The organism is Streptomyces sp. NPDC051822, from assembly GCF_044452745.1.
In the GTDB taxonomy this organism is placed as follows: domain Bacteria; phylum Actinomycetota; class Actinomycetes; order Streptomycetales; family Streptomycetaceae; genus Streptomyces.
The window spans coordinates 1-1,535 of record NZ_JBITBZ010000034.1; the positions used below are offsets into that span (position 1 = coordinate 1).

Below are 1,535 nucleotides of genomic sequence, written 5' to 3' on the forward strand. Positions count from 1 at the left end.
GTGTCGCGCTTTGGTCTGAAGCTGGTGTACGGCTCTACGCTGGTCAGCATCCTGTCCGCTTCCATCGCGGGTCTGGTGCTGGGCTAAGCCTCGAACCGACGACGATAACAAGGCGCCTGCGGGCGCCTTTTTTATTGCTTGTGACCCGTCCTGAATAGCGTTGACACATTTTACTCACGCACAGAGGAAAATGTGATGAACCAGTATATTAAACGCACACAACGCGATTACTCTCTATCCTTTAAACTGGCTGTCGTCGAACAGGTCGAAAAAGGCGAGATGACATACCGCCAGGCGCAAGATCGCTACGGTATCCAAGGCAGCCAGACTGTCATGAACTGGCTGCGCAAATACGGTCAACTTGACTGGCGAACTTCTCCTTCCACCAGAACGTGCGGAGACAACATGCCCAAACTCCCCCTGACGCCCGAACAGCGTATTAAAGAACTTGAGCAGCAACTGGCTGAATCTGAAGTCAAAGCCCAGTTCTTCGAAGCTGTCGTCAAAGTGATGAACACCGACTTTGGCGCCACGCTGACAAAAAAGCAGCTAACCGCCTTATCGCGCAAACACAAGTACCGGGACTCACAGTAACGCGGGCCTGCCGATGGATGGGCATCAGCCGACAAGCGTGGTATCAGTCCCTGCAGCGTGAAGCAGGCAAAGAGGAGCAGGCCCGGCATCTCGTCGAACAGGTGACGGCCATCCGCTTGCACCAACCCCGACTGGGGACACGTAAGCTGCATCACCTGTTGCGGCAACACCCCGAACCGGCGTTGCATGTGGGCCGTGACCGGTTGTTCAGTATCCTGCGCTGCGCGCGGTTACTGGTGATGCCTAAACGGGCGTATCACAAGACGACGCACAGCCATCATCGTTTTTATCGCCATCCCAACCTGCTAAAAGCGGGAGACAATCAAGTAATAGCCAGCCGTCCGGAACAGGTATGGGTGGCGGATATCACCTACCTGCCGCTGAGAACGGGGACGGCGTATGTCAGCCTGGTAACGGATGCCTGGTCGAGAAAAATCGTGGGATATCACGTGCATGACAGTCTGCATACCCGGCATGTCGCCTGCGCGTTCAAAATGGCACTGGCCGGCAGACGCACGGCGTTGCCGTTGGTGCATCACTCGGACAGGGGTATCCAGTACTGCTCGCAGGAATATCAGGCGTTACATCAGCAGTATGGCGTCATCTGCTCGATGACGGACGGGTATGACTGTTATCAGAACGCGCTGGCGGAACGGATAAACGGGATACTCAAAACGGAATACCTGCTCGGCAGGCCAGAAGATATCGCGCAGGCAAGAAAGATGGTCAGGGAGTCGGTGAACCTCTACAACACGCGGCGGCCGCACTTGTCGCTGAAATACAAAACGCCCGATGAGGTTCATCGGGCGTTATCCGGTTGAAAAGTGTCAACCTATATCAGGACTAGTCATCTTAAATTTTTATATCTCCTGTCAATTTAAGGCCTACAGTCAATCGGCTTATTACATCAGTACGCGCCCGTCTTCGCATTATGCGTATTT

Annotated in this window: 1 pseudogene; it reads left to right on the forward strand. The window is 54.3% G+C overall.

Annotation, left to right across the window (positions count from 1 at the left end):
* The first annotated feature begins 195 nt into the window (after positions 1-195).
* A pseudogene (locus ACIA8N_RS36490) lies at positions 196-1,441 on the forward strand (IS3 family transposase).
* Positions 1,442-1,535 lie beyond the last annotated feature (94 nt).